The organism is Bradyrhizobium sp. T-1, from assembly GCF_053592855.1.
This window is the reverse complement of the sequence record NZ_CM132115.1, coordinates 4,586,603-4,606,436: the sequence shown is the minus strand read 5'-3', so window position 1 is coordinate 4,606,436 and position 19,834 is coordinate 4,586,603. Positions and strand designations below refer to the sequence as shown.

Annotated in this window: 18 protein-coding genes and 2 pseudogenes; 7 read left to right on the top strand and 13 right to left on the bottom strand. The window is 65.3% G+C overall.

The genetic code is table 11. From position 1 onward, the window contains the following. Positions 1-95 precede the first annotated feature (95 nt). A complete protein-coding gene (locus tag ACWAT4_RS22365; RefSeq protein WP_212299611.1) occupies positions 96-722 on the bottom strand; it encodes a BA14K family protein in 627 nt (208 codons plus the stop codon). Between the two features lie 246 nt (positions 723-968). Between ACWAT4_RS22365 and ACWAT4_RS22360 the strand changes: the two genes are divergently transcribed. Further along, complete coding sequence (locus ACWAT4_RS22360) at positions 969-1,376, top strand: NADH:ubiquinone oxidoreductase subunit NDUFA12 (RefSeq protein ID WP_212299612.1); 408 nt, start codon at positions 969-971, stop codon at positions 1,374-1,376. A 360-nt stretch (positions 1,377-1,736) separates the two neighbouring features. Here ACWAT4_RS22360 and ACWAT4_RS22355 read toward each other — a convergent pair whose 3' ends face one another. Then, complete coding sequence (locus ACWAT4_RS22355) at positions 1,737-2,423, bottom strand: DJ-1/PfpI family protein (protein ID WP_212299613.1); 687 nt, start codon at positions 2,421-2,423, stop codon at positions 1,737-1,739. A 91-nt stretch (positions 2,424-2,514) separates the two neighbouring features. Between ACWAT4_RS22355 and ACWAT4_RS22350 the strand changes: the two genes are divergently transcribed. Further along, positions 2,515-3,453: a GlxA family transcriptional regulator gene (locus ACWAT4_RS22350; RefSeq protein ID WP_212427787.1), complete on the top strand. Its 939-nt coding sequence runs from the start codon at positions 2,515-2,517 to the stop codon at positions 3,451-3,453. A gap of 328 nt (positions 3,454-3,781) precedes the next feature. Here ACWAT4_RS22350 and ACWAT4_RS22345 read toward each other — a convergent pair whose 3' ends face one another. Beyond that, entirely contained in the window at positions 3,782-4,786 is a 1,005-nt protein-coding gene (locus ACWAT4_RS22345; RefSeq protein ID WP_449728080.1) for a Na+-dependent transporter, read from the bottom strand. Positions 4,787-5,001: 215 nt separating this feature from the next. On the opposite strand from ACWAT4_RS22345, the pseudogene ACWAT4_RS22340 reads away from it, so the two are divergent. Beyond that, positions 5,002-6,053, top strand: a pseudogene (locus ACWAT4_RS22340) (DUF2155 domain-containing protein). 151 nt (positions 6,054-6,204) lie between these two features. Here the strand turns inward: ACWAT4_RS22340 and aat are convergent. The 10 genes from aat to ACWAT4_RS22290 form a co-directional block, all read right to left on the bottom strand. Beyond that, positions 6,205-6,885, bottom strand: coding sequence for a leucyl/phenylalanyl-tRNA--protein transferase (gene aat / locus ACWAT4_RS22335; RefSeq protein ID WP_449728079.1), 681 nt, complete (start codon positions 6,883-6,885; stop codon positions 6,205-6,207). A gap of 62 nt (positions 6,886-6,947) precedes the next feature. Next, positions 6,948-8,063 carry a sensor histidine kinase gene (locus ACWAT4_RS22330; protein ID WP_212443607.1) on the bottom strand — a complete coding sequence of 372 codons (1,116 nt, stop codon included), beginning with the start codon at positions 8,061-8,063 and terminating at the stop codon, positions 6,948-6,950. Then, complete coding sequence (locus ACWAT4_RS22325; RefSeq protein WP_212299619.1) at positions 8,060-8,500, bottom strand: response regulator; 441 nt, start codon at positions 8,498-8,500, stop codon at positions 8,060-8,062. Before ACWAT4_RS22325 ends, ACWAT4_RS22330 begins: the two co-directional genes overlap by 4 nt. After that, entirely contained in the window at positions 8,497-10,023 is a 1,527-nt protein-coding gene (locus ACWAT4_RS22320) for a sensor histidine kinase (RefSeq protein WP_449728078.1), read from the bottom strand. The genes ACWAT4_RS22325 and ACWAT4_RS22320 overlap by 4 nt, the downstream gene beginning before the upstream one ends. 106 nt (positions 10,024-10,129) lie before the next feature. After that, a complete protein-coding gene (gene accC / locus ACWAT4_RS22315; protein WP_212299621.1) occupies positions 10,130-11,488 on the bottom strand; it encodes an acetyl-CoA carboxylase biotin carboxylase subunit in 1,359 nt (452 codons plus the stop codon). Positions 11,489-11,568: 80 nt separating this feature from the next. Continuing rightward, the gene (gene accB, locus ACWAT4_RS22310) at positions 11,569-12,054 is read right to left on the bottom strand and encodes an acetyl-CoA carboxylase biotin carboxyl carrier protein (RefSeq protein ID WP_212299622.1); all 486 of its coding nucleotides are present in this window, start codon (positions 12,052-12,054) and stop codon (positions 11,569-11,571) included. 36 nt (positions 12,055-12,090) lie between these two features. After that, a complete protein-coding gene (aroQ, locus tag ACWAT4_RS22305) occupies positions 12,091-12,558 on the bottom strand; it encodes a type II 3-dehydroquinate dehydratase (RefSeq protein ID WP_449728077.1) in 468 nt (155 codons plus the stop codon). Positions 12,559-12,784: 226 nt separating this feature from the next. Next, a complete protein-coding gene (locus ACWAT4_RS22300; RefSeq protein ID WP_212443605.1) occupies positions 12,785-13,642 on the bottom strand; it encodes a DUF1236 domain-containing protein in 858 nt (285 codons plus the stop codon). 220 nt (positions 13,643-13,862) lie between these two features. Then, positions 13,863-14,630, bottom strand: coding sequence for a DsbA family protein (locus tag ACWAT4_RS22295; RefSeq protein WP_212299625.1), 768 nt, complete (start codon positions 14,628-14,630; stop codon positions 13,863-13,865). 86 nt (positions 14,631-14,716) lie between these two features. Beyond that, positions 14,717-16,117, bottom strand: a complete 1,401-nt coding sequence (locus tag ACWAT4_RS22290; RefSeq protein ID WP_212443604.1) for a M48 family metalloprotease — start codon at positions 16,115-16,117, stop codon at positions 14,717-14,719. Between the two features lie 188 nt (positions 16,118-16,305). Between ACWAT4_RS22290 and ACWAT4_RS22285 the strand changes: the two genes are divergently transcribed. The 4 genes and pseudogenes from ACWAT4_RS22285 to ACWAT4_RS22270 all read left to right on the top strand — a co-directional run. Next, positions 16,306-17,493 (top strand): pyridoxal phosphate-dependent aminotransferase, encoded by a 1,188-nt coding sequence (locus ACWAT4_RS22285; RefSeq protein WP_212299627.1) that lies wholly within the window; start codon positions 16,306-16,308, stop codon positions 17,491-17,493. Positions 17,494-17,583: 90 nt separating this feature from the next. Continuing rightward, entirely contained in the window at positions 17,584-18,141 is a 558-nt protein-coding gene (locus ACWAT4_RS22280) for a biotin transporter BioY (protein ID WP_449731245.1), read from the top strand. An 84-nt stretch (positions 18,142-18,225) separates the two neighbouring features. Continuing rightward, positions 18,226-19,560, top strand: a complete 1,335-nt coding sequence (locus ACWAT4_RS22275) for a dicarboxylate/amino acid:cation symporter (RefSeq protein WP_212443602.1) — start codon at positions 18,226-18,228, stop codon at positions 19,558-19,560. 94 nt (positions 19,561-19,654) lie between these two features. Further along, positions 19,655-19,801, top strand: a pseudogene (locus tag ACWAT4_RS22270) (transcriptional regulator); the annotation flags it as partial. Between the last annotated feature and the right edge of the window lie 33 nt (positions 19,802-19,834).

The following is a 19,834-nucleotide window of genomic DNA, read 5'->3' as shown; positions in this document are numbered from 1 at the left end:
CATCGGCACCTGCAACACCGACAACACAAGGCGGCCAAACGAAAAGGGCGGTGCCGAAGCCGGCGCCGCCCTCGTCTGATGGACCTCAGGCCGCGTTACGGGCAGGGATGGCGCAGCCCGTCATAGCCGAGATACGTGCCGGACGCCGGGTCGTAGGACCGGTAGCGCTGAGCGCAATAGGCCGACGAATCGCCGCCAATGTCGGGCACCGCGGCGACGGTCGCACCGTCGTCATAATAGCCATCGTCGTAGTAGGAATCGCCGTAATACGGGCCGCCGTAATAGGCATAAGAGCCGAGGCCGCCGATCGCCGCGCCCGCCGCGAAGCCGGGCCAGAAGCCGCCGTGACGGTGGTGCCAGCCACCGTGCCAGTTGCCGCCGCCGCCATTCCAGGTGCCGCCGGTTGCGGCGAAGGTGCGGGTGCCGCCGCTGAATGTCGCACCGCTGCCCGGGCGCACGGCCGGGCCGGCCGCGAAATTGCCACCGCCGCCGCTAAAGGCCGGTCCAGCGCTCGGGCGCGCCATCGCGCCGGCAGCAAAACCGCCGCCGCCCACGTGGCCGCCACCGCCACCACCGATGTGAGCGCCGCCACCGCCGCCTGCGAAGTGGGCTCCACCGCCACCGCCGCCGTGCCCGCCAGGGCCTTGGGCAAAGCTCGGGGTCGCCATCGGAAGAACCAGTGCCAGCGCTGCGGCCGCACTCAAAACTCTGAGGTTGTTCATGTTCAAACTCCTTTCCCGGAAGCAAATCCCTCGAAAGGGCTGCAGTTCCCGGGATCACGCCGGTTTGCGCATGAGGGACAGCTTTCCTCAGCCACGCTGTACCGGGCATGAATGGATCGCGTCCGATTTGCGGCGGCCTGAGCTCATTCTGTCTCCGCGTCTGGGCTGGGCATGGCCGCGCTGGCCGAACTGGACATTTGGCCGTCCGGATGGCATCAGGACCGCACGAAGCAGGGCCCTTGCCGCATGAAACAATTCTTCCTGAAGCTCTTCACCTGGTGGAATGGCCAGACCTTTGGCACCCAACTCTGGACCTCCAGGTACGGGGAACTGGTCGGACAGGACGGGCAGGGCAACAGCTATTACCGCACGGCCGGCGGCAAGATCGACCCGACGCTCGGCTTCGAGCGGCGCTGGGTGATCTACAACGGCTATGCGGAAGCCAGCCGCATCCCGCCGGAGTGGCATGGCTGGATCCATCACGTCGTCGACACGCCGCCGACCGAACTCAACTACCAGCCGCGCGAGTGGGAAAAGCCGCACCAGCCGAATCTCACCGGCACGGCGAAGGCCTACCGTCCGTCCGGCTCGACGCTCGCCAGCGGCAAGCGGCCGAAGGCGACCGGCGACTACCAGCCCTGGACGCCTGGCTAGGCCCAAAATCGAGCCCAAGGGCAGGCCTAAGAGTCCTTTCCCTCTCTGGATTGGATGCACGCGCATCCGCATGACGTCGCTGTGGACAACGGGAACAGCGGGGACGCTTTCAGCGCGCCTGTTGCGCCTGCACGGGCGATGCGGCTCAATGAACCCATCTTACGGAGATGGGAAACCATCGCGTTCGGTTCGGGCAACAGTTCGCGACTGTCCCGAGATGCAGCGGCCGCCGAGGAAGGACTCGATCGGGAGATAGGCCCCCGGTCTGGAAGCTCCGACATCGCCCGATGAGAATGTGCGCCGCCGTGAGACAGGAAAGGCCGCTTGGGAAACCGAGCGGCCTTTTTCTGTTGGGGCGGGTCACATCAGCCGCGCCGACGCACGCGCCACCGCTTCGAGGCGACGGGCCTGTCTCGGCGCGCCACGCTCCCTGAGCAAGGCGAGCACGTCCGCGGACGCTGTGTCGGGCGAGCCCGAATTGAACGGCGGCGCCGGATTGTATTCGAGCTGCAGCTGGATCGCTTCCGCCGTCGTGCGGTCGCGCAGGATCGAAACCAGCGTCAGCGCGAAATCGATCCCTGCGGTGACGCCGCCGCCGGTGACGCGGTTGCGGTCGATGCAGACGCGCGTCTTCGTTGGCGTTGCCCCGAACTGACTGAGCATCTCCATCGCACTCCAATGGGTCGCAGCGCGATAGCCCTTCAGCAGGCCCGCGGCGCCCAGCGCCAGCGATCCCGTGCAAACCGATGTCACGTATTTGGCGCCCTCGGCCTGCCGGCGCAGGAAATCGAGCACCTCCTCGTCGTTGAGCAGGTCGTCGGTGCCGCCGCCCCCGGGCACGCAGATCACGTCGAGCTGCGGGCAGTCGGCAAACGTCGTGGTCGGCGTCAGCGTGAGAACGGAATCGCTCGGCACCGGCTCGATGCGCTTCCAGATCAGATGCAGTTTCGCGCCGGGGACGTTGGCAAACACCTGCAACGGACCGGTGAAGTCGAGCTGGGTGACGCGCGGAAACACCAGAAGTCCGATCTGGAGCGGTGCCGACATGAGAACCTCCGATGAAAAGCTTGACGGGCGCAAATTGGCATGATGCCCTCCTGTCCAAAATGGCGTATTTCCCTCACTTTCGGACATAGGCATGATCGGCATCCTGATCTTCCCGGATTTCCAACTGCTCGATGCGGCGGGCCCGATCTCGGTGTTCGAGATCGCGGCACGCGCCGGCGGCAAGCCGCTGGCGCTGCGGGTGCTGGCGGCGCAGGCCGGGCTCGTGCGCAGCTCGTCGGGCGTCGAGATGATGGCGCGTGATTTCAAGGCGACGAATGCGATCACGACGTTGGTCGTGGCAGGCGGCTCTGGCGTGGCCGAGGCGTCGCGCTGTCCAACGACGCTCGCCTTCGTGCAGCGGCTGGCGAAGCGCGGCGTGCGGATCGCCAGCGTCTGCTCGGGCGCCTATGTGCTTGCGGAGGCCGGCCTGCTCGACGGCCGCCGCGCCACCACGCATTGGGGCCGGACGCGGGAATTCGTCGCGCGCTTTCCGAAGGTGAAGTTCGAGCCCGACCAGATCTTCACCCGTGACGGCAATGTCTGGACGTCGGCGGGCATCAGCGCCGGCATCGACCTCGCGCTCGCGATGGTCACGGAAGATCATGGCGAGGACATCGCGCAGCAGACGGCGCGCCAGCTCGTGCTCTATCATCGCCGCAGCGGCGGCCAGTCGCAGTTCTCATCGCTGCTGGAGTTGAAGACGCCGAACGGCCGTTTCGGTGCGCTGTTGTCATGGGCGCGCGAAAATCTCGACGCGCCGCTGACGGTAGAAAATCTCGCCGATCGCGCCGGCATGAGCGCGCGGCACTTTGCGCGCGCCTTTGCCGCGGAGACCGGCACGACGCCATCGAAGGCGATCGAGCGGTTGCGGATCGAGGTCGCCCGCGAGCGCGTGCAGTCCTCGCGCGAGGCCATCGAGCGCGTTGCGGAGACGACCGGATTCGGTGATCCCGAACGCATGCGCCGCGCCTTCATCCGCGCCTTCGGCCAGCCCCCGCAGGCCCTGCGGCGCGCGGCGCGGGCGGGGTAGGGGACTCATCGCCATGGATGAGAGTGATCCCGAATATTGGCCTACCAGTTGCGGGACATTTTTGCCGCGGTCGGCGAGGCCATGGGTGATAGGCGATTAACGCCGGAGACACTCAAATCGGTTCGACTTCCGAATGACGAATTTGCGATCTGCTATGTCTCCGCTCAGGAGGCTGGATGGAAGCGTGGCCACTATCGAATATCGATGGCCGGGGGACAGTGGACTTTCAAGTCAACTGTCGCGCAGGGCTGCTAGACTAAAAAGCAATCTCCACTTTAGCATTCGGTTCCACCTTCGAAATCAGACATTCCATTCATGCGGGCTCGCCCTAGCTACTGCTGTTCGCGGCTGCCGCTGATGTCTCCGCCTGCGCCGTCAGCCGCCGCGCGATCGGCGTCAACAGGTACGGCGACAGGTGGATCGGAAACTGCGTCATCGCGAAATAGAGCCAGGTCGTGGCCGGCAGGGCGCCTGCGGTCGCAGCCAGCATCAGGCCGAGATTGCGCTGTGACACCATCAGCCCGAGCGCCAATGCGCGCTCATAGCCGATGCGGCGGAACAGCAAGGTTGTGACGCCGAGCAGCGTGAAATAGATCGCGAAGGACAGGGCTGCGAGGCTGATGGTGAAGATCGGCCGCGCCACCAGATCGCTGACGACATCGCCCATGATCGCGGACGCGAAGACCAAGAGGATGATGATGTTGAAGCCGTCGATCGGCTGCTTGTGGCGCTGGATCGCGTCAGCGCCGAAAACCCGGCGGATGATGGTGGCGGCCAGCAGCGATGCCGCGAGGATGCCGAGCAGCTTCAGGCCGAGCGTGAGCGGTGAGATGCTGAGCATGCCGCCGAGAAACAGGCTCGCGAACAGCGATGCGGTGAAGGGCACGATCGCGGTTGCGGTCACGAGCGTGACCAGCACCAGCGTGGCGTCGAGGCCCATCAAGGCTGCGAGGGCCGGAGAGGCCATCATCGGCGAGGCCATGCTCTGGAGCATCAGCGCGAGCGTCAGGCCGGGGGCGCGATCGCTGAGCCCGGTCGCGTGTGCGATCAGCCCGACGATCAGCGGCACGCCGATCGTGGTCCAGGCCGTGGCCGCCGCCACCAGCGCCGGCCGGCGCAGATGGCCGTACAGCGCCGCGAGATCCACCCGCATGAACGAGATGCAAAGCAGGACGAGGATCGCCTCGGTGACGTAGGGGCGCAGCAGCGCGCCGAGCGGCGGCACGGCAGCAGCAATGAACACGACGGATGCCACCGCGCGCGTCCCCTGGCCGCCGAGCCAGGTCAGGCCGCGGAGGGGAAGGGCGAAGATGGTTTGGAGAACGGAGGACATGCGTATGAGGGCGTTGTTCAGCCCGGTCCTGGGCGGGGCGGCCAGTGTCCTGAAACGCCTTTGGGGAGGAACATTCGCACTGAAGACCCCCCGGACTATCCCACCCGTGGCCCTGTCTGGCCAGCGGGCGGCGGGCAGGGCGGGAATGCCGCCCTTTCCCCGCCGTATTCGCCGTGTTAACCGGAGGGCCTGCGAGCGGCGGTATCCCCTGTAGAATGTCCAACAAGCCCGATTCGCTGTTGAAGCCGCGCGAGATATGTTTCGAACCATTACCCTGACAGGTCTTGCGGCGCTTTTGGCCGCCACCGCTTTGACGGTGGCGACGCCAGCGCAGGCGCAGATCGGCACGATTTTCTCCGATCCGCCGCCGCTGCGGCCGCCGGGGACCATTCCCCGTGGCGGGCAGCCGCAACCGGCGCCGACGCCCGACGACGACGAAGAGGTGCCGGAGCTGCCGCCGCAGGGTCGCGTGCTGCCATCGCGCCCGATGCCGCCGCCGGGCCGTCAGGGCAATGTGATGCCCGGGCCGGTCGAGAGTCAGCCGCTGGCGCCGCCGCCGGGCAGCCCCGTCGCGCCGCCGAACCAGCCGCCCGCCGTCGCGGTTGCGCCGCCAGGCGCGCCGGCTCAGCCAGGCGCCGCTCCTGGCCGCCAGCCGCAGCAGAAAGGCGCCCCGCAGCAGGGCGCCGTGCCGCAGGCCCCGGCGAGCCTTCAGCCGGGCGACGAGGTCGTGACCGAGCCGCCGGCGCAGAAGATCGTGAACAAGAAGGCGACGTTCTCCGGCCTCGACAAGATCACCGGGCGCATCATCAATTTCGACGAGGATATCGGCGAGACCGTGCAGTTCGGCGCGCTGCGCGTGAAGACCGATGCCTGCTACACGCGGCCCGCGACCGAAGCGGCCAATACCGACGCTTTCGTCGAGGTCGACGAGATCACCTTGCAAGGCGAGGTGAAGCGGATCTTCTCCGGCTGGATGTACGCCGCGAGTCCCGGCCTGCACGGCGTCGAGCACCCGATCTACGACATCTGGCTCACCGACTGCAAAGAGCCGCAGCAGACCATTGCAACGGCGGCACCGGATCCCGCGACGAAGCCCGCGCCACCACCGCCGCCTGCCGCACAGAAGAAGGCCGCGCCCAAGCAGGCCGTGCAGCAGCGTCCGCCGCAGCCCTTGCCGCCACCGCAGCAGCCGCAGGCGGCTCCGCCACCACCTCCGCCGCCGGAGCAGCGGCCGGGTCTGTTCGGTATCCCGGGGTTTGGCCGCTAAAGCGGAATGTGTTTTGGTTGAATCGGTGCAATCCGCGAACTCCGAACACCTCTCCCTTAGGGAGAGGTCGGAGCGCATCGGAGATGCGGTCCGGGTGAGGGGTTCTGGTCTCACTGGGGGGGCGCGGCTCTTGGCAGCCGGTAAGCCTGATCTATTGCCGTGAGGCGATGATCTCGAGCGCGCGCGCGCCGGGGATCGCCTCACCATTTGACATCCGCAGGAAATCGCCGGGCTCGCCGGCGAGTGCCTTGTCGAGCAGCGCGGTGTAGCGCCGCCGCGAGATCTCGGCCGCACCGAAGCTCTTGAGATGTTCGGTGACGTATTGCGTGTCGAGCAGCTCGAAGCCGCCATGGATCAGACGCGCGACCAGATGCACCAGCGCCACCTTGGAGGCGTCGCGCGCGGTGTGGAACATGCTCTCACCGAAGAAGGCGCGGCCAAGGCTCACGCCATAGAGGCCGCCGACGAGCTCGTCGTCCTGCCAGGCCTCGACGCTGTGGCAATGGCCGAGCTCGTGGAGCCCGCCATAGAGGTCGCGAATGCGCTTGTTGATCCAGGTGTCCTCGCGCCCCAGCTGCGGCGCGGCGCAGCCGGCGATGGTCGCCTTGAACGCGGTGTTGACGGTGACGCGAAACGCATCCGAACGCACCGTGCGTGCGAGGCGCGAGGCGACGCGAAAGCCATCGAGCGGGATCACGCCGCGCATTTCCGGCTCGACCCAGAACAGGGTCGGGTCGTCGGCGCTCTCGGCCATTGGAAAGATGCCGCAGGCATAGGCGCGCAGCAGCACGGCCGGGGTAATTTCAGACGAAGCGGAGTCGCGCGAAGTCATGGCATCCGATCATAGCAGGATCGCGCTGCGCGTGCGATGGGGGCGAATTCCGGTTGCGGAGATCAACCCGCTGCAGCGCTGCTCGCCTTGCCGGGAACGGCGGGGGTTCGGGGGAACTGCAGGATGATGCGGGTTCCGGAATGCGTGGGATCGCGCTCGACGGTGGCTTCGAGCTTGGAGGCCATGGCCGCGACGATGCGCTGACCCATGCCGGTGGAGCGCGGATCGGCCTTGACGTTGTCGCCGACGCCGTTGTCGGTGATCGACAGCAGCAGATCGTCTCCTTTCGAGATCAGCTCGACATGAATGGGGCCGGCTCCGTCCGGATAGGCGTATTTCACCGCGTTCATCACCAGCTCGTTGACGATGATGCCGACGGCGACGGCACGGTCCGGGTCGATCTCGATCGGCTCGGCCTTCACCGTCAGGCGCGACATCCGGTTGCCTTCGGCGGAGCGGCGGAGATCCTCGAGCAGGGAGTCCAGATACTGGTTGAGCACCACGCTCTTCAGGTCCTGCGAGGTGTAGAGACGGCGGTGCACCTGGGCGACGGCTGCGACGCGGCCCATCGCGTTGGTCAACGCGGCCTTGACCTCGTCTTGAGCTGCAGAGTTCGCCTGCAGATGCAGGAGCGACGCGATGATCTGGAGCGAATTGCCGACGCGGTGATTGACCTCGCGCAGCAGCATCTCGCGCTCGGCGGCGAGCGCCGCGTAGCGGTCGCGCGAGGCATGGATCTCGGCCTCGGCTTCCTCGCGCGCCCGCTGCAATTCGGCCTGGCGCAGCGCGCCTTCGGCCGCGACGTGCAGCAGCGGGATGAAGTCGCCCTTGACGTCCTTGACCAGATAGTCGGCCGCGCCGGCCTTCAGCGCGGTGACGGCGATGCTGGAATCCTGCGAGGCCGTGACGAAGACCACCGGCGGGGCGTCCGGGATCGCCATGATCTGCTCGAGGGTCTCGAGCCCGTCGAGGCCCGGCATGTACTGGTCGAGCGCCACGACATCGATGCCGCCATCGCTGCCACCCTGGCCGATTGCACTACGGATGCGCTCGAGGCCTTCCTCGCCGCTTGCGGCATGGACGACCTTGTAGCCGCGCCGCGTCAGGCCGCGATCGACCAGGCGCGCCAGCGCATCGTCATCGTCGATATACAGCAGTGTTGGCGTGCGCTGGTTCATGGTGCGGCGGGGGGGACCTGGATGACCGAGAAGAACAGGCCGAGCTGCCGGATGGCATTGGCGAAATTCTCGTAGTTGACGGGCTTGGTGATGTAGACGTTGCAGCCGAGCTCGTAGCAGCGCTTGATCTCCTGGCTGTCGTCGGTCGTGGTCAGCACCACCACCGGCGAGGCCTTGAGATATTTGTTCTCCTTGATCTGCTTCAGGATATCGATCCCGCTCATGTCGGGCAAGTTGAGGTCGAGCAGGATCAGGAGCGCGTTGCCCTTCTGGGCGATCCCGCTGCCGTCGGCGCCAAACAGATGCTTCATCGCCTCGGTGCCGTTGGCGAAGGAGATGATTTCGTTGTTCACGCCGGATCGGCGGATATTGCGCTCGATCAGCCGGGCGTGCCCTTCGTCGTCCTCGATCATGATGATGTTGACAGGCTGGGTCATTTATCGGCGTTCCGTTTGGTGGCGTTCCAGGCGATGGGCAGCGTGATCGTGAAGGTGCTGCCCGCGTTCAGTTCCGACGATACCGACATTGTGCCGCCGAGGCGGCGCACAAGTGCACGCACGTGGGCAAGACCGATGCCCTGACCGGGCTTGTCCTGGGTTCCCGCGCGGCGGAACAGGTCGAAAATCCGCTGATGATCCTTCGCGTCGATGCCGCGGCCGTTGTCGCTGATTTCGAAGATAGCGTAGCCGAGCTTGGTGCGCCCGCGAATTCTGATTTCGCCGGGTATCCCGCTCTTGAGATATTTGATCGCGTTATCGATCAGATTGGAGAAGATCTGCTCCAGCGCAAGGCGGTCGCTGACGATATTCGGCAGCGCCTCGATATGGATTTCGGCCTGGGCCTCGACGGCCTGATGCGCCAGCGTCGACACGATGGTCTCGACGAAATCACGGGTGTTGATCTTCTCCGGCTGGAACTCGCGTCGACCCTCGCGGGTGAGGTTGAGGATCGCCGAGATCAGACGGTCCATCTTGGCGATCGACGACTTGATGAAGCCGAGCGCCTCGGAAAAATCCGCCGAGAGCTGCTGGTCGGGGCCGTCGAGCGCGAATTCGCCGGTGCTGCCGGGGACCAGAGGCGGCCCGTCGGCCGGGATATGGGTGAGACTACTGACGCGGCGGAAGATGTCGCCGCCGAGCTCCTCGAGTTCGCTGGTGAAGCCCATGATGTTGACGAGTGGCGAGCGCAAATCGTGGCTCACAATGTAAGCAAAGCGCTGGATCTCGTCGTTGGCCTCGCGCAGATCGGCGGTGCGCTCATCGACGATGGTCTCGAGGTTGACGTTGGCGTCGCGCAGCCGCGCCTCGGCCTCGTCACGAAGGCGTGCCGAGCGCTGCATGAGCCAGATCGAGATCAGGGCCAGCACCACCACGAGGCCCGAGCCGATGCCGGTGAGGGAGGCGGCCAGCGTCTGGCTCTGGTCGGAATTGGCGCTGCGAACCCGGAACAGTCGTTCCTCCTCCCGGATCATCGCGTTGGCCAGATTGCCGATCGTCGTCGTGATGTCGCCGCCGGAGGCCTCGCGGACGAGCGCGGTGGCCATGTCCGGTTGCCCCTGCTTGACGAAGTTCATCTCGCGCGAGAACTGGTCGAGCCGAGTCTCGATCGCCGCGCTGAGCTTCTCGATGCTGTCGCGTTGCGCCGGGTTGTCGCCGATCTGGCGCGTGAGCTTGTCGAGCGCCGGAACGATTGCCGCGACGGCCTTCTCGTGATCCGACTGAAAATCCGGTTTCTGCGTCAGGAGAAAGCCGCGGGCGCTGCTCTCAGCGCGCCGGACTTCGAGCAGCAAGGCGTTGATCTGGTTTTCCGCCTCGATGGTGTGGACGACCCATTTGCTGTCGTCCCGCGCCTTGTTGACGAGGTAGACGGAGCCGGCGCTGATCGCGGTCAGCACGACCAAACCCGCTGCAAACAGCAGGATCTGCCAAAATAGGCGCCGTCGCTGCGACTCGCTCGTCACGACGGTCTCGCGTTGTCAGGCTGAGTGGAATTCAAAACGCCCCCTTGGAACTGGCCCCAACGTCCAGAACGTGATTGGGGCCAAAGGGTTCCATGAGGCGAGCCGATTATTTCGCGGCGGGTTCCGCCTTGCCGGCCAGATATTGTTCCAGCCAGTGGATGTGGTAGTCGCCGTTGATGATGTCGTCCTGACGCACCAGGTCGCGGAACAGCGGCAGGGTGGTTTCGATGCCTTCGACCACCATCTCGTCCAGCGCCCGGCGCAGCCGCATCAGGCATTCGGCACGGGTCTTGCCGTGGACGATCAGCTTGCCAACCAGGGAATCGTAATAGGGCGGGATCTGGTAGCCCTGGTAGACCGCCGAATCGATGCGCACGCCAAGCCCGCCCGGCGGGTGGTATTGCGAGATCCGGCCGGGTGAGGGGCGGAAGGTCTGCGGGTTCTCCGCATTGATGCGGCACTCGATGGCGTGGCCGATGATCTGGATCTCGCTCTGCTTGGCCGGCAATTCGCCGCCGGCGGCGATGCGGATCTGCTCCAGCACCAGATCGATGTCGGTGATGCTCTCGGTGACGGGATGCTCCACCTGGATGCGCGTGTTCATCTCGATGAAGTAGAACTCGCCGTCCTCAAAGAGGAATTCGATGGTGCCGACGCCGAGATATTTCATCTCGCGCATCGCCTTCGCACAGGTCTCGCCGATCTTGGCGCGCGCAGCGGCGGCCAGCACGGGCGAGGGGCCTTCTTCCCAGACCTTCTGGTGGCGGCGCTGCAGCGAGCAGTCGCGCTCGCCGAGATGGATCGCGCCGCCGCGGCCGTCGCCAAGGATCTGGATTTCGATGTGGCGCGGTTTCTGGAGGTATTTTTCCAGGTAGACGGAGGCGTCGCCGAAGGCGGATTTCGCCTCATTGGCCGCCGTCGACAGCGCCAGTTGGAGATCCGCCTCGCTCTGCGCGACCTTCATGCCGCGGCCACCGCCGCCGGCAGCCGCCTTCACCAGCACGGGAAAGCCGATCTTCTTCGCGATCGCCAGCGCGTCGTCGTTGGGCCCGACCGCGCCATCGGAGCCGGGCACCACGGGGATACCGAGCCGCTTGGCGGTCTTCTTGGCCTCGATCTTGTCGCCCATCAGGCGGATGTGCTCGGCCTTGGGGCCGATGAACTGCAGATTGTGCTCGCCGAGGATCTCGGCGAAGCGCGCGTTCTCCGACAGGAAGCCGTAGCCGGGATGAACGGCGTCCGCGCCGGTGATCTCGCAGGCCGCGAGCAGCGCGGGGATGTTGAGGTAGCTGTCCTTCGACGGCGGCGGCCCGATGCAGACGCTCTCGTCCGACAGGCGCACATGCATGGCGTCGGCGTCGGCGGTGGAGTGCACGGCGACGGTCGCGATGCCGAGCTCCTTGCAGGCCCGCAGGATGCGAAGGGCGATCTCGCCGCGATTGGCTATGAGGATCTTGTCGAACATGTTGTCCTAGCGAATGGCGAGTGGCGAATGGCGAATAGGGAACGGCGACTCCATTCGCTACTCGCTATTCCCCATTCGCGTTACTCGATAATCACCAGCGGCTCGCCGAACTCGACCGGCTGGCCGTCTTCGACCAGGATCTGCGTCACCGTGCCGGCGCGCGGCGAGGGGATCTGGTTCATGGTCTTCATCGCTTCGATGATCAGCAGGGTCTGCCCGACCGAGACCTTCGAGCCGACCTCGACGAACGGCTTGGCGCCGGGCTCCGGCGCCCAATAGGCGGTGCCGACCATCGGCGAGGTCACCGCGCCCGGGTGCTTGGAGACGTCCGCGGCGGCCGCGGGGGCGGCCGGCGCCGCGACGAGCGCGGGCGCAGCGGCTGCGACCGGCATCGGCATGGTCGCGGCGACGCTGATATTGCGGGCGACGCGCAGGCGCAGACCGGCGCGCTCGATCTCGATCTCGGTGAGGCTGGTCTCATCGAGCAGCAAAGCGAGTTCGCGGACGAGCGCGGAATCGTCGCTGGAAAACTTTGCGGCTGCTTTGTCGTCTGGCTGGCGCGCCATGTTCTTTGATCCGAATGTTCTGTGTGAGAGGGAGCGTCAGGCTTTGGGCTTGATGCCGACCTTGGCGGCAAGGCCCTGGATGGCGAGGCGGTAACCCTCGATGCCGAAACCGCAGAGCGAGGCGAAGGCCGCGCGCGCGGTGTAGGAGTGGTGACGGAAGCTCTCGCGGGCGTGAATATTGGTCACGTGCACTTCGACCGTCGGGATCTGCACCGCGAGCAACGCGTCGTGCAGCGCGATCGAAGTATGCGAATAGCCGCCGGCGTTGATGACGATGCCCTTCATCTTGCGGGCATGAGCCTCGTGGATGAAGTCGATCAGCTCGCCTTCGCGGTTGGACTGCCGGCAGTCGGCCTTGAGGCCGAAGGTCGCCGCCGTCTCCCGGCACAGCGCCTCGACGTCGGCCAGCGTCGCATGGCCATACTTCTCGGGCTCGCGCGTCCCCAACATGTTGAGGTTCGGCCCGTTGAGAACGAGGATCGTGTCGGTTGCTGGTTCGGCCATTCCTGTCCCGGAAAGGTGTTTCGGCGTGGCGGGGGTTATAGGTAACAAAGCGCGTGAGGGGAAGCCTTGAAGGGCCTCCCGGACCGGTTAAGGCACCTCATCCGGTGTGCAAAAACCTGTGCGGAAGCTACGGAAATTGCTTGTTAACCAGTCAAAAGCATGGCTGCCGGCCGAACGCAAAGGGGCGGGCATCGCTGCCCGCCCCTGAGGTTGCCGTCATCCGGCCTTAGACGTTCAGGACCGCCACGATCTCGTAGGTGTCCGGATTGATGATCACGATCTCTTCCTTGACCAGGACGTACTTGTAGGTCCGCCACTCCGGATAGATCGTCACGACCCGCGACGGCAGGGCGTGCAGCTCGATACCCTCACGCGGAATACGGGTACCAACCGAGATCGAGAAGTTCACGTTGGTCACCGGACGCACGCGCTCCTCGCGGATCACCGAGGTGATCTGCGTGCGCTGCTCGGTCGAGAGCTTGGCGCCGGCGCCGGCCTGGCCGACCGTCGTGTTGGTGCTGCTCTGACCCTGCGCATTCTGGTTGGTGCTGGTGCCGGTCTGGCCCTGTGCGTTCTGGTTGGTGCGCGTCTCGGTGCCCTTCTGGTTCTCGGCATTGTTGGTCGAGGTGCCGCTCTTGCTGCCCTCAGCCTTCATGTCCTTTTGCTCCTTGGCGCCGGACTTGCTGGTGTCCTGGCTCATGCTCTTGGACTTGTCCTGCTGGCCCTGCGCATGTTCGTCAGTGCGCTGGCTCTTGGTGGCGCCGGATTTCTCCTCGGCCGCGTTCTTGTTCATCTCGCGGCCGGAGTGCTCGTCCTTGGCCGCGCCTGAGGACTTCTCCTCGGCCGATGTGCCGGACTTCATGGTGCTGGAGCCGCCAGCCTGGCCGACGGTGCCCTTCTCGTGGGTGGATTCCTTGCCCATCGAGTTGCCGCGCTCGGCGGCGCCGCCCGAAGACTGCGAGTGCTGCATCGGCTGCGCGCCGGCGCCGCCACTCTCGTTCTTCGTCGTGCCTTGTGCGTTCGCCAGACCGGTGCCTGCGATGAGTGCGAGTGCGGCAACCGAAATCATAAAGCGGTTCGACATCGTATTCTCCTCACGTGTTTCTTTGCGTCATTGCCCGCGCCACCAACGAAAGGAGATTTGAGTTGTTCCGGAACATCTGATGTTCCGCGGTATTTGTTTCCTAAACGCGCGATGAACGCGCGCGCCGGATTTGCGCCAGGATTTGTGCAGAGCTTCGGCCAACGAAAAAGGCCGGCTTTTCAGCCGGCCTCGTTGCGAGCGTGAGTTGTAGGATGCGCGATCAGCAGGTCGCTTTGCCGCAGCGGGCAACGCCGATCTTTTCCTTGAGGCCGTCGAGGCCGACGGCGCCGACCACGATCTGCTTGCCGATCACGTAGCTCGGCGTGCCGTTCATGCCCATCGCTTCGGCGAGCTTGAAGTTCTCCTCGATGGTGGCGCGCACTTCGGGGCTGGCGATGTCCTTCTCGATCTTGGCGACGTCGAGGCCGGCTTCCTTGGCCGCCTGGAGCGCGCGCGCCTTGTCGGCGGCGCCACGACCGCCGAGCAGCTTCTGGTGGAAGTCGAGATATTTCTTGCCGGAGGGATCCTGCATGCGCACCGCGACCGCAACCTGGGCTGCCTCGACCGAGCCCTGGCTCAGCACCGGAAACTCCTTCAGCACGACCTTCAGCTTCGAATCGGACTTCATCAGGTCGAGCATGTCGCTCATCGCGCGCTTGCAGTAGCCGCAATTGTAGTCGAAGAACTCGACGAAGGTGACGTCGCCGTCCTTGTTGCCGAGCACGACCTGGCGCGGCGAATTGAAGATCGCATCCGAGTTCTGCGCAATGCTGGCCTCGTGCTTCTTCGCTTCCGCGTCAGCCTGGCGCTTGCTGAGCTCGGTCATGGCCTCCTCGAGCACCTCGGGATGGCTGACGAGGTAGTTCTTGATGATCGCCTCGATGTCGGTGCGCTGGGCATCGGAGAAGCTCTCGGCCGAAGCCGGTCCCGTCGCGCCGAAGATGGCGAGCGCAAACAGCGCGGGAGCAAGCAGGCGCAGCGAAGGCATTGGCAAATCCTCTTATCCAGAGCAGGTTTCAAAAAACGTCCCGGCGGACTTAAGCTGGTGTCGTGACGTCAAAGTGGCGGACAGGTCTAGTTGCGCGGCGGTTTCGACGCCACGATGTCGTCGGCCTTGACCCATCCGGGCGTGCCGACGGCGAAACGGGTTTTCGCGCGCGTGGCGAGCTCGCGAGCGGTCTTGTTGTCGCCGCGCAAATATGCGGCCTGGGCGGAGGCGAGATCCGCCTCGGCATAGTCTCCCTTCCGGCCATAGGCCATCGCGAGCTGGGTGTAGCCGATCGGCGCCTCGGGCTCGCGTGCCACCGCGGCACGGAGAATCCGAATGGCGTCGTCCGTGTAGGCCTTATTATCGGTTCCAACCAGGGCCTGCCCAAGTAACATCTCGATGAGGGCCGCATTGTTTGAGAGTGCGACAGCCTTACGCAGGGGAGCGATCGCCTCGGCCGGCTTGCCGCTCTCCAGCAGGGCCTGGCCACGGACCTCGTAAAAATACGGGTTGTTCGGCTGTGCCGCGATCAACGCGTCGATCTGGGTCAGCGCGCTGCGCAAATCGCCGTGCAGATAGGTGCTGATGGCGCGGGCATAGCGCGCCGGCATGCTGTCATTGGTCAGGGGATAGCGGCGATACACCAGCTCCGGCCGCTCCAGGAAGGCGGAGATCTTGGCGCGCACCATGTCGTGGCGGAGCTGCAGCGCGGGATCGTCCTTCTTGTCCCAATACGGGCTGCTGCTGGCGAATTCCTGGAGCGCTGCGACGCGCTCGGCGGGCATCGGGTGCGACTGCAGATAGGGATCGGCGCCGCGCGCTGCGAACAGGCTCTCGCTGGTGAAGCGCTTGAAGGTCTCGTACATGCCCTTCGGGGACTGTTGGGTCGCGGTCAGGAATTTCACGCCGGCGCGGTCGGCGTTTTCTTCCTGCTGGCGCTGGTAGGACAATAGCGAGCGGCGGATCATCTCCTGCGGTCCGGCGATTGCGGCCGCGCCGGCATTGGCGAGCCCGTTATTGCCGCTGCCGCCGCGGCTGGCACCCGCCGCGAGCGCGCCGGCGCCGAGCAGCATGGCGATGATCATCTGGGTCTGGGCACTGGCGAGCTGCTCGCGCAGCTTGGACAGATGGCCGCCGGCCAGATGCCCGGTTTCGTGCGCGAGCACGCCGATCAGCTGGTTCGGCGTCTCCGACTGCAGGATCGCGCCGAAATTGACGAAGATGCGGCGGCCATCGGCGACGAACGCGTTGAACGAGCCGTCGTTGATGATCACCATCTGGATGTTCTGCTTCTCCAGACCGGCAACCCTCAGGATCGGGCGCGTATATTCGCGCAACAGCTGCTCGGTTTCGGTATCGCGCAGCACCGGCGGCCCGCGGCCCTCCTGGGCCTGCGTTGCCGGGACCGGCAGCAGCGCGATCGCAGCCGCCGTGACGAGGGCGGTCAGCGCCGAGGCCTTCTTGCGCAATGCGATCTGGAGCAACATCAAACGGTCTGGATCAAACGGACATGCAAAGCGGAGTTGGAAGCAGTTTCGTGCTTGGTTTTGGCGATTGGCGGCCGACCGGATACGCGATATGCCCTTATGAGCCGTATAATGCGGCTAGTCTGGGGCGCAAGCGCCCTGTTTTCCGGACCGAACGGACCGGTCCGCCAGCGAAATAGCAGAAATCGATGCACGATGCGACATTGAGGAACCGGGTGGGGCAGTGGCTCGAGCCGTCCCGCCGCAGTGATGTTCCCCCGTTCATGGTGATGGACGTGATGGCGGCTGCGGCCCGAATCGAGGCGGCTGGCGGTCATGTCATCCATATGGAGGTCGGTCAGCCGGCGGCCGGCGCGCCGAAGACCGCAATTGCGGCGGCGCAGGCCGCGCTTTCTGCGGGGCGGATCGACTACACCTCGGCGCTCGGCATCCCCAGTCTACGCGAGCGCATCGCGCGGCATTATCGCGATGCCTATGGCTGCACCGTCAGCCCCGACAGGATCGTGGTGACCACCGGCTCCTCGGGCGGGTTCATCCTGGCGTTCCTGTCGATGTTCGAGCCCGGCGATCGCGTCGCCGTCACGGTGCCGGGCTATCCGCCATACCGTCACATCCTCACAGCGCTCGGCTGCGAGCCGGTGCTGATCGAGACCACCAACGAGACGCGCCACGCGCTGACGGGCGAGGCGCTGCTCGCTGCCCATCGCAAGGCGCCGCTGAAAGGCGTGCTGGTGGGAAGCCCCGCCAATCCGACGGGAACGATGATGTCCCGTGAGGCGCTCGCCGGCCTCATTGCGGCTTCCGAGGATGCCGGCATCCGCTTCATCTCCGACGAAATCTATCACGGGCTCGATTATGCCTTTCCGGCAGTTACGGCGGCAGAGCTGTCTCCGCACGCCCTCGTGATCAACTCCTTCTCGAAGTATTTTTGCATGACGGGCTGGCGCGTCGGCTGGATGGTCGTGCCCGAGATCCTGGTGCGGCCGATCGAGCGGCTGCAGCAGAACCTCTCGATCTCGGTGCCGTCGCTGTCGCAGATCGCGGCGGAGGCTGCCTTCGACGGTGCGGCCGAGATGGAGGAGATCAAGCACGGTTATCAGGAGAACCGGCGCATCTTGATCGAGGGACTGCCGAAGGCGGGCCTCAGCAAGTTCCTGCCGGCGGACGGCGCGTTCTATCTCTATGCCGACGTCTCGGACTTCACCTCCGACAGCTTCGACTTCGCCAAGGAGATGCTGGAGCAGGCCCAGGTTGCGGCGACACCGGGCGTCGATTTCGATCCGATCCATGGCCGCTCGTTCATCCGATTCTCTTATGCGCGCTCGGCCACGGAGATGCAGGAGGCAGTTGACCGGATCGCCCACTGGCTTAAATAGCCGCCAGTTTTCGCGACATCTCCGGAGTGCATCTTGTCTGACCGAACCGTCCAGTCCACCGCCACGTCACGTTCTCCTCTTGCCGCAGTGATGTGGCCAACCCGGCCGGGCGAAGCCGTCGGGCACTTGCGTGCCGTCGTGCTGATCGCGCTCGGTTCCGCACTGATGGCGCTATCAGCCAAGGTGAACCTGCCGCTGCCTTATGTGCCCATGACGTTGCAGACGCTGGTCGTGCTGGTGATCGGTGCGGCCTATGGCTGGCGCCTTGGCAGCGCAACCATGATTGCCTACCTCGCCGAGGGTGCGATGGGACTGCCGGTGTTCGCCGGACCGGTTGGTGGAATTGCGCCGCTGGTCGGCCCGACCGCGGGCTATCTCTATGGCTTCGTGGCTGCTGCCTTCATCACCGGCTGGCTGGCCGAGCGCGGCTGGGATCGCAACGTGGTGGTGCTGTTTGCGGCTATGGCGGTCGGCCATGTCGTCATTTTCATCGCCGGCTTCGGCTGGCTCGCCTATGGCATCGGCCTTGGCGCAACCAAGGCCTGGATGGTCGGCGTCGCGCCGTTCCTCGCGGCCTCCGTCATCAAGAACGCCCTCGGCGCCGCGCTGATGCCGGCGGCGCGCCGGATCGTCGACCGCCGCGGCTAGATTTCGTCGTACGGAATGTTCCAATTGACAGGGCCGGCCAAGTTGATCTTGGCTGGCTCTGAGTTTTTGAGGGGGAGTGAAACAATGACAACGACAACGATGGCTGGTGCGCCGGCCGCACCGAGCGCGGCCAAGCCGTGGTATAAAATTCTCTACGTCCAGGTGCTCATCGCCATCGTGCTTGGCGCGATCGTCGGCTGGTTGTGGCCGTCCGTCGCCACCAACGACTGGATCAAGGCGATGGGCGACGGCTTCATCAAGCTGATCAAGATGGTGATCGCGCCGATCATCTTCTGCACCGTCGTCTCCGGTATCGCCCACATCCAGGACGCCAAGAAGGTCGGACGCATCGGCGTCAAGGCGCTGGTCTATTTCGAAGTGGTCTCCACCTTCGCGCTCGTCATCGGCCTCATCATCGGCAACCTCGTGAAGCCGGGCACCGGCTTCGGCAATGCAGCGGCAAACGAGGCAGCCGTCGCCAATTACGCCAAGCAGGCCGCGGGCCAGAAGTCGGTCGACTTCATCCTGCACATCATTCCCGACACCGTGGTTGGCGCCTTTGCGCAGGGCGAGATCCTGCAAGTGCTGCTGTTCTCGGTGCTGTTCGGCTTCGCCATCATGGGGCTCGGCGAGCGCGGCCATACCATCCGCAGCTTCATCGACGATGCCGCGCATGCGGTGTTCGGCGTGATCTCGATCGTGATGCGCGCGGCGCCGATCGGTGCGTTCGGCGCGATGGCCTACACCATCGGCAAGTTCGGCACCGGCGCGATCCTCAATCTGATGGGCCTGATTGCCACGTTCTATCTCACCGCGGCGCTGTTCGTGTTCGTCGTGCTCGGCATCATCGCGCGGCTGGCCGGCTTCTCGATCTTCAAGTTCCTGGCTTACATCAAGGACGAGCTGCTGATCGTGCTCGGCACCTCCTCGTCGGAAAGTGCACTGCCGTCCTTGATGGAGAAGCTGGAACGGCTCGGCTGCTCGAAGTCGGTGGTCGGCCTCGTGGTGCCCACGGGCTATTCGTTCAACCTCGACGGCACCAACATCTACATGACGCTGGCGACGCTCTTCATCGCCCAGGCGCTGGGCTTCGATCTCACCTTCGGCCAGCAGCTCACGATCCTGGTCGTGGCGATGCTGACCTCGAAGGGCGCCTCCGGCATCACCGGTGCGGGCTTCATCACGCTGGCGGCAACGCTCGCGGTGGTCGATCCGCGCCTCGTGCCGGGCATGGCGATCGTGCTCGGCATCGACAAGTTCATGAGCGAGTGCCGCGCGCTGACCAATCTCTGCGGCAACGGCGTGGCCTGCGTGATCGTCGCCTGGTGGGAGGGCGAGCTCGATCGCGACAAGCTCACCGCGCGGCTGAGCCAGCAGATCGATCCGACCGACATGGAAACCGCTGTCACGACGGACTGACCCGACCGAACGGCGCGGTGCGCCGTCAGGTCTCGAAGTAAGAGGGCTGATCGGGATCCTCGATCAGCCCTTTCTCCTTTGGCGAAACCGTGGTCGCCACCCCGTGCTCGGCCCGATCTCGTTCGAATATTCGGCCTTCGCAGTCGACGGCCGGCCCGATCTCGGCATGGTCGTCTACAATCCGGCGACGCCGGAGGATGCCCAGCGCATCAAAGCCATCCTCGACGCGCATATCGACTGACGGAATTGGCCGCCTCGCGCGTTTAACCGGCAT